Below are 8,246 nucleotides of genomic sequence, written 5' to 3'. Positions count from 1 at the left end.
CAAAATTCTTTCGTAATTTGCGCTCAAGTTGTTCATTGTTAATGTTTTATGGCTAAAACAATTTACTGATTATCAGTAAGATGGACAACTTTTTTCTTTTAAATCATAATGCACAACGGGTTACTTAAGTTTTTTAGCATGTTTTCTGTAATACGGGGTTACAATATCCTTATTATTGTTATTGCCCAGTATTTGGCATCCATTTATATTTTAGCGCACGATAAGCCCTTGCGCCAAGTGGTTTTTGATGTTAATTTGTTCATGCTGGTTCTGGCATCGGCGGTTACCATTGCTGGCGGTTACATTATCAATAATTTTTACGACTCTGAAAAAGACCTCATTAACCGCCCACTTAAATCTACTTTAGATAGGTTGGTAAGCCAAAACACAAAACTGTCGTTTTATTTTGTGCTTAATTTTTTGGCGGTTATTATGGCAAGCTACGTGTCGTTTAAGGCTGTAGTTTTCTTTTCCATATATATTTTTGGCATTTGGTTTTACTCCCATAAACTAAAAAAAAGGCCTTTTATAGGTAATTTAACCTCGGCCATTTTAACCATTACGCCATTTTTTGCCATTTTCATGTACTACAAAAATTTCGAGCATGTTATATTCGTACATGCCATTTTTTTGTTCTTGCTTATTTCTATGCGCGAGCTTACCAAAGATTTGGAAAACATTAAAGGCGACCTCACGCAAAATTACCAGACCATCCCCATCGTTTATGGCGAAATGGCTTCAAAAAAAATGCTCACCCTTTTGTGCATATTAACATTAATACCTATTTACTTGCTATTGTTTAAATTTAAAATAGGGTACATGTACATTTACTTTTATTTAAGCATTGTTTTACTTGTTGTTTTTCTTGTGCTGCTTTGGTGGTCCAAAACAAAATGGCACTATGTTATTGGGCACAATATTTTAAAGTTCATCATTGTATTGGGTGTTTTCAGTATTTTGTTGATAGATATAAACGTGTTGCTTAATAGGATTTTGTAAAAACACAAATAAAAACCAGAAGCCATAAGGCTGCTTCTCGGGTTTTATTAAAATTGTAAATCGTAAATCAAAAATCGTAAATCGTAAATTTAAAAAGTATCTTTGCAAAAAAAAATAACGTAATGAGCAGACAGCAGGGAACAAGCGGAAAAGGGAAACCTTCAGGAAGAGGACAGCAAAATGGCGGCAATAAACCCTTAAGCAGGGGCGGAAGCGCGTCCAAAGGCAAAAGTTATGCTAGAGGCAATGCACCTATAAAAAACGTGAACCCTCCCGTTAAAAAAACCACGAATCCCGATGAGATTCGCCTTAATAAATACGTGGCCAATTCGGGTATGTGCTCGCGCAGGGAAGCCGATGTGCACATTGCAACCGGACTTGTAACCGTAAACGGAAAAATTATTACCGAAATGGGCTATAAAGTAAAGCTTGAAGACGAAGTGCGTTACGATGGCGCCCGCATCAATCCTGAAAAAAAAGCCTATGTGTTGTTGAACAAGCCCAAAGGATTTGCCACAACAACCAGTGAGGGCAAAGGCAGAACGGTAATGGATCTGGTCGCCAATGCCACAACCTCACGCATAAAGCCTATTGGCCGTTTGGGAAGAAACTCTAAAGGCTTGCTATTGTTTACAAACGACGACGCGATTGTCGAAAAATTTACCAATTCCAAAAAAGGGATAGCTCGATTATTTCATGTAGAACTGGATAAAAACCTAAAACTGGAAGACCTAAAAGCCATACAAAACGGCTTTAAATTTGAGGACAAGCTCATACAGGTCGAGGAAATTAGCTATATTGATGGTGCCTCAAAAAAAGAAATTGGCCTGAAAATAAAAAACACGGGCAATACCATCATCCGCACCATTTTCGATCATTTTAAATACGAAATCGTTAATCTGGATTGCGTTGCCATTGGGCACCTTACCAAAAAGGACATTCCGCGTGGGCATTGGAAACACTTAACCGAACAGGAATTGAATACCTTGAAGATGCTTTAAAATTTTTCAAAAATTTTTCTTAATTCCTTATAAAATTAAATTTTTTATATTTCATTTGTAATGTAATTACTTAGCAAATTGAAACGTATTTATATCTTTGGGCTTTTAAAAACCGAGAAGTTATTTTCAAGAGCAGCTTACAGGAAAAGCAACCAAATTTTAAAGCTAACTTCTGGATATGCTATTGCTGGTAGCCAGCATATTTATGGCTTTGTACCAACTACGCAAAGCCAAATCCAAATTTGATTTATGGGAAAAATTATTTGATAGGAAGCTCAGGTTTCTTAACTTTAAAAAATTATCAGAAAAATTTACCCTTAAAAACACAGAATGAATACCAAATATATTGATCTCATTAATCAATCTTTTTATTTTCCACAAGAAGAATTTGATCTAAACGATAAAAACCTGGAGTTCCACGGCATCGACCTCATGGGCTTGGTTGAACAATATGGCGCCCCATTAAAGTTTACCTATTTGCCGCAAATATCAAACAATATAAACCGCGCCAAAAAGTGGTTTGATGCCGCCATTAAAAAAAACAAGTACAAAGGCAAATACAGCTATTGCTATTGCACAAAAAGCTCCCATTTTAAGCATGTGCTCGATGAGGCCTTAAAGAACGACATCCATATTGAAACCTCATCGGCGTTCGATATTGATATAGTTGAAAGTTTAAAGGCAGAAGGCAAGATAACCGATAAAACCTATGTAATAAGTAACGGCTTCAAAAGAGACCAATACATAACCAACATTGCAAAATTGATCAACAGTGGGCACAAAAACTGCATTCCCATTATTGATAATTATGAAGAAATCGATTTGCTCTCCAAGGAAATTAAAGGAAAATTCAATATAGGCATCCGAATTGCTTCAGAGGAAGAACCCAAATTCGAGTTCTATACATCCCGATTGGGCATTGGCTACAAAAACATCCTGCCCTTTTACAGAAGCCAAATTAAGGAAAACAAAAAGGTGAAGCTCAAGATGCTTCATTTTTTCATCAATACGGGCATTCGCGACAACGCCTATTATTGGAACGAGTTGGCAAAATGCTTAAAAGTATATACCAGCCTAAAACGCATCTGCCCCAGCTTGGACAGTTTGAACATTGGCGGTGGTTTCCCCATAAAAAACTCCTTGGCATTCGATTTTGATTATGAATACATGGTTGATGAAATATTGAACCAAATTAAATTGGTTTGCGATGAAGAAGAAGTAGAGGTACCCCATATTTTTACCGAGTTCGGAAGCTTTACCGTGGGCGAAAGCGGCGGTGCCATTTACGAGGTTCTGTACCAAAAACAGCAAAACGACCGCGAAAAATGGAACATGATCAATTCATCGTTCATTACCACATTGCCTGATACCTGGGCCATTAACAAACGCTTTGTAATGCTGCCGGTAAACCGCTGGAACGATAGTTACGAACGCGTGCTGTTGGGGGGCTTGACCTGCGATAGCGATGATTATTACAATAGCGAACAACACATGAACGCCATTTATTTGCCAAAATACAATAAGGAAAAACCCTTGTACATTGGCTTTTTCAATATTGGCGCTTACCAAGAAACCATTGGTGGTTTTGGGGGGCTGCAACACTGCTTGATTCCGTCGCCAAAACATATTTTAATTGATAGGGATGCCGATGGTAACATTACCACGAAATTATTTAGTGAACAACAAAAAAGTGAAGACTTACTTAAAATTTTAGGTTATGACAAATAACACGTATGCCGGCATTCCGGAAGAGTTCGCCAAGTTAGAACAGGCTAAAATAGTTTTGATTCCAGTGCCTTTTGATGGCACAAGTACCAATCAAAAAGGTGCAGAACAGGGACTCGAGGCGTTTTTAAATGCTTCAAAAAACACCGAACTTTATGATATTGAAACCGATACCGAAGTCTATCAACAAGGTATTTATCTAGCCGATGCCGTTCAAGAAAGCAAGTCGCCCGAAGCCTTGGTAGATGCCGTTCACCAAACCACAAAAAAGTTCATCAAAAAAAATAAGTTTGTAACATTAATTGGTGGCGAGCATACGGTTTCAATCGGTACCATTCGTGCGTTCAACGAAATGTTCCCCAGTTTAACCGTGCTGCATATTGGAGCGCATACCAACGTACGCAAAAATTATAATGGCAGTACCATAAATAATGCCTGTGCCCTTTCCGAAGCCAACCAATTGACCAATTTAATTCAGGTAGGCATTCGTTCCATGAGCGCAAAAGAAAAAACCATCATCGATACCGATAAAACCTTTTTTGCCCACGAAATGGCGGTGGATGATACCTGGATGGATGCGGCCATAGACCAAATGACGGACAACGTATTTATCAATTTTTGCCTAAACGGACTCGATATTTCCATCATGCCCAATACCACATTGCCCCAACCAGGTGGGTTGTTTTGGTACGAAACCCTCGACTTTTTAAAGCAAGTGTTTGCCGAAAAAAACGTGGTAGGCTTTGATATGGTAGAGCTTTGCCCAAACCCAAAACAAAAAGCCTCCGATTTTTTGGCCGCAAAATTGTATTATAAAATGTTAAGTTATAAATTTATGGATCAAGAAGTGGGGGACGATTACGATAACACCTACGACAACTCTAAACAAAAAAATAACGCCTCAAAATTTAATGACGACGATGAGTACTAAAGGACCAATTTCAAAATTTATAGAAAAACACTATTTGCACTTCAATTCAGCAGCGTTGGTTGATGCAGCAAAAGGGTACGAAACCCATTTGCTGGAAGGCGGCAAAATGATGGTAACCCTTGCCGGTGCCATGAGTACCGCAGAATTGGGTAAATCGTTGGCTGAAATGATCCGTCAAGATAAAATACACATCATTTCCTGTACAGGTGCCAATTTGGAAGAGGACATTATGAATTTAGTAGCGCACAACTCCTATAAAAGGGTGCCAAATTACAGGGATCTATCACCCCAGGAAGAATGGGACTTGTTGGAAAACCATTATAACCGCGTAACCGATACCTGTATTCCAGAAGAAGAAGCCTTTAGGCGATTACAGGCACATCTGTTCCATATTTGGAATAAGGCCGATAAAGCGGGCGAACGCTATTTTCCGCATGAATTTATGTACCAAATGATTAATTCGGGCGTTTTAGAACAGTATTATGAAATTGACCCTAAAGATTCCTGGATGGTGGCAGCAGCCGAAAAAAACCTGCCCATCGTAGTTCCTGGATGGGAAGACAGTACCATGGGAAATATTTTTGCATCCTACTGCATCAAAGGCGAACTAAAACCCGCAACCACCAAAAGCGGTATTGAGTACATGATGTGGTTGGCCGATTGGTATCCAAAAAATTCAACTGGAAAAGGCGTAGGTTTCTTCCAAATTGGCGGTGGTATTGCCGGCGATTTCCCTATTTGCGTAGTGCCCATGCTTTACCAGGATATGGAAATGCACGACATTCCGTTTTGGAGCTATTTCTGTCAAATTAGCGACTCCACAACCAGTTACGGGTCGTATTCCGGGGCCGTACCAAACGAAAAAATAACCTGGGGCAAACTAGACATCGATACCCCAAAATATATTATAGAAAGTGATGCAACCATTGTAGCACCATTAATTTTTGCATATTTGTTAGACCAATAACCCCAACCCAATAAAAATGTTACGCAAAATTGTAGATTACAAAAAATTGAACGAAGATATTTTAAATCTTCTTGTTGAAAAATTTCCCGACGGATACGACGAAACGGATATTATCTCGTTTAGAAATGCCCAAAACGAAATCATAGAGGCTGTTGAAGTAAGAACCGATGACACGATTTATTTAGTAAAAGTTGGTAAGCGACTTGTACAAGCTATGGAAGACTTTAACGATGATGATGCCGATGTGGCCGATGATACTTCGGGCGTTGATTTTGAGGAAGTGAAAGTGGATGCCGATGACGATCTGGATACGGACGATGACGACGACACCGATACTGATACCGATTCAGACGATGTGGATACGGACGACGACGACGATGACGACATGGACGATGACGCCGATGCCGATTACGATGAAGAGGAAGAAGATGACGATATTGATTAATTTTTAGCTATGAGAACAGCTGTTTTTAAGTCTTACAAAAACGGTTATTTTACGTTTTGGTTTGAAAATGGAGAAGAATTGGTATTCGAGGAGGTTCACCCAAGAGTACTAAAACAATACGATTTAAAAAACGATAAAAGTTATATTGATAAAAGCTTCAGGATAACTTTTGTTGAAGATTTTGAAGATGATGACGAAGATTTTGTAATTTACAGGGTTGAAAGTTTAAAACCTCTTTAATCAATCATATATGGGCGCATCATTTCACATGTCGTTGCCATGTTTAAGTGTAAAAGCCACCAAAAGCTTTTATGTGGATACTATTGGCGCTTCCGTAGGAAGAAAAACACAAAACTGGGTGGATGTTAATTTGTTCGGTAACCAATTAACATTTATAAAGGCAGATAAATTCAGTTTTAACAGTCCTAATTACGTGTTTGAGGGCAAAATATTGCCTTCATTCCATTTTGGTGTTATTGTTGATTTAAAGGAATGGGAACAAATCTATGCGCGCCTAACCGAGCTAAAACTTGATGTGGTAACTCAGGCTACATTTTTAGAAGGTAAAACAGGCGAACATGTGTCGTTTTTCATAAAAGACCCAAATGACTATATGCTGGAGTTTAAAAGCTTTAAAAAGCCCGAATCGATTTTCGAAAAATAATTTGAAAAGCTATGGATTTACTTTCATAGCTTTTTTCTTTATAAATACTTCCCAAATAAAAACACTGTAAACAACAGCATATTCTAAACCTACGAGCCATAAATTTTCAGAATTGTATGAGCTTGAATAGGCAGCGTAACTTAAAATAATTGCAAAGCTCCACACCAACGGATATTGATAGTTTGTGAAAACCGAAAGCATTAAAAGTGTTGCAACATACCAAGGATGTACCGTGGTAGCCGTAAAATAATAAAAGGTTAAAACCAGCAACATGGCAGAAATAAACGTTAATGTGGTATCGTTTTTTCTAAACAAAGAAACAATGCCTACAAAAACAACCACCAAAACGGGAATGGCTTTACCAATAATGCCAATTTCATTATACCCTCTAAACAGGTAGCCAATACTTCTGGCCACATAATACAAACTCGCATTAAACTCGAAATCCTGAAACCAGAGCGCCACGGTGTTTGAATAGTTTCTTAAAAACGCTTCGGAATAAAAAGGCGCAAAGAGTAATAGCGTGGTTCCTCCAATAATCAAGTAGAAAAAAATCAGTTTTTTTATGCTTTTGAATCTGTTATTGTGAAGACGTAACGACGATGCAATCTCTCCAGCAGAAACATTTTTATTCGGTTCGCTCGCAATAATATTCCGCTTCAAAAACCACCCATAAAACAAGGGCAAAAACAATAATGGTATCAACTTCACCGAAATGGAACATGAGAGAAGAACTGCTGCAATGGCCCATTTTCCACTGTGGAGCAAGTACAAACTCCCTATCAAAAAGAAAATCATAACTCCTTCAAAATGTAAATTCCCTGTGAGTTCAATAATGATAAATGGGTTTAAAAGATACCAGAAAACCGTATAAACGGGCAAATTTAACGCCTTTAACAATTTTTTTCCAAAATAGAGCGTACCAAAATCGGCAGCGATAATAAGCAATCGCATAACCACAACCGAACCCAAAATGCTTTTCCCAGCAAACAAAGCGGCAATGGTAAAGCATAATTGATTGATGGGAGGATAATTTGAAAAATGGCCTGCATTCAAACTTCCCAAGCCACGATACAGTTCGTGGGCTTGCGCGATGGAAAGCGGGTTGTTTTTTATAAACGATTCAACGGTAAACAGATACGGGTTAAATCCTTGTAAAACCATCCTGCCATCCCAAATAAAACGGTAAAAATCTTGCGACAGGTTGGGTAGGGCCAAAATAAAAACGGCCCTAAAAACAAAGGCGCACCACGTTAATATTACAATATGGTTTTTTAAAAGTAGCACCAATTTGTAAAATAAAAAAAACAAGGTACTGTAAAGAACAATCAATTTTATAAATTCAGTTCTTTCAAGAAAGTAAGCAAACCAGAAATACAATAAAACACAGAAAACAGCCAAAATAAAGGGCATTTTGAAACTGTTTAATGAAGGTTTTTTTAATAGCATAAGCCAAAGATACTTTATTTGCCGTATTGATAAAACACAAAAAAAATCAACTATTACGTTGTAGT

The 8,246-nt window shown here is 37.9% G+C and carries 9 protein-coding genes; 8 read left to right on the top strand and 1 reads right to left on the bottom strand.

The genetic code is table 11. The features are described 5' to 3' along the window. The first annotated feature begins 138 nt into the window (after window positions 1-138). The 8 genes from GQO80_RS07100 (at window position 139) to GQO80_RS07065 (ending at window position 6,732) form a co-directional block, all read left to right on the top strand. Window positions 139-999: a geranylgeranylglycerol-phosphate geranylgeranyltransferase gene (locus GQO80_RS07100; RefSeq protein ID WP_157207640.1), complete on the top strand. Its 861-nt coding sequence runs from the start codon at window positions 139-141 to the stop codon at window positions 997-999. A gap of 122 nt (window positions 1,000-1,121) precedes the next feature. Beyond that, window positions 1,122-2,000 carry a pseudouridine synthase gene (locus GQO80_RS07095; RefSeq protein WP_157207639.1) on the top strand — a complete coding sequence of 293 codons (879 nt, stop codon included), beginning with the start codon at window positions 1,122-1,124 and terminating at the stop codon, window positions 1,998-2,000. A 330-nt stretch (window positions 2,001-2,330) separates the two neighbouring features. Continuing rightward, complete coding sequence (locus GQO80_RS07090) at window positions 2,331-3,728, top strand: arginine decarboxylase (RefSeq protein WP_157207638.1); 1,398 nt, start codon at window positions 2,331-2,333, stop codon at window positions 3,726-3,728. Further along, complete coding sequence (gene speB / locus GQO80_RS07085; RefSeq protein WP_157207637.1) at window positions 3,718-4,656, top strand: agmatinase; 939 nt, start codon at window positions 3,718-3,720, stop codon at window positions 4,654-4,656. Before GQO80_RS07090 ends, speB begins: the two co-directional genes overlap by 11 nt. Continuing rightward, entirely contained in the window at window positions 4,637-5,623 is a 987-nt protein-coding gene (locus tag GQO80_RS07080; protein ID WP_394350998.1) for a deoxyhypusine synthase family protein, read from the top strand. Before speB ends, GQO80_RS07080 begins: the two co-directional genes overlap by 20 nt. Before the next feature lie 16 nt (window positions 5,624-5,639). Next, on the top strand, window positions 5,640-6,068 hold the full coding sequence (locus GQO80_RS07075) for a DNA primase (RefSeq protein ID WP_157207635.1): 429 nt from the start codon (window positions 5,640-5,642) through the stop codon (window positions 6,066-6,068). A 9-nt stretch (window positions 6,069-6,077) separates the two neighbouring features. Then, window positions 6,078-6,308: a hypothetical protein gene (locus GQO80_RS07070; protein WP_117172824.1), complete on the top strand. Its 231-nt coding sequence runs from the start codon at window positions 6,078-6,080 to the stop codon at window positions 6,306-6,308. Between the two features lie 10 nt (window positions 6,309-6,318). Continuing rightward, on the top strand, window positions 6,319-6,732 hold the full coding sequence (locus GQO80_RS07065; RefSeq protein ID WP_157207634.1) for a VOC family protein: 414 nt from the start codon (window positions 6,319-6,321) through the stop codon (window positions 6,730-6,732). 9 nt (window positions 6,733-6,741) lie between these two features. On the opposite strand, the gene GQO80_RS07060 is transcribed toward GQO80_RS07065, so the two are convergent. Next, window positions 6,742-8,145 carry a putative hexosyltransferase gene (locus GQO80_RS07060; RefSeq protein ID WP_157207633.1) on the bottom strand — a complete coding sequence of 468 codons (1,404 nt, stop codon included), beginning with the start codon at window positions 8,143-8,145 and terminating at the stop codon, window positions 6,742-6,744. Window positions 8,146-8,246: the final 101 nt, after the last annotated feature.

Source organism: Mariniflexile maritimum, from assembly GCF_009746565.1.
Lineage (GTDB): Bacteria > Bacteroidota > Bacteroidia > Flavobacteriales > Flavobacteriaceae > Mariniflexile > Mariniflexile maritimum.
Note: the sequence above shows the minus strand (reverse complement) of the source record. Positions and strands in the feature narration are given on the sequence as shown.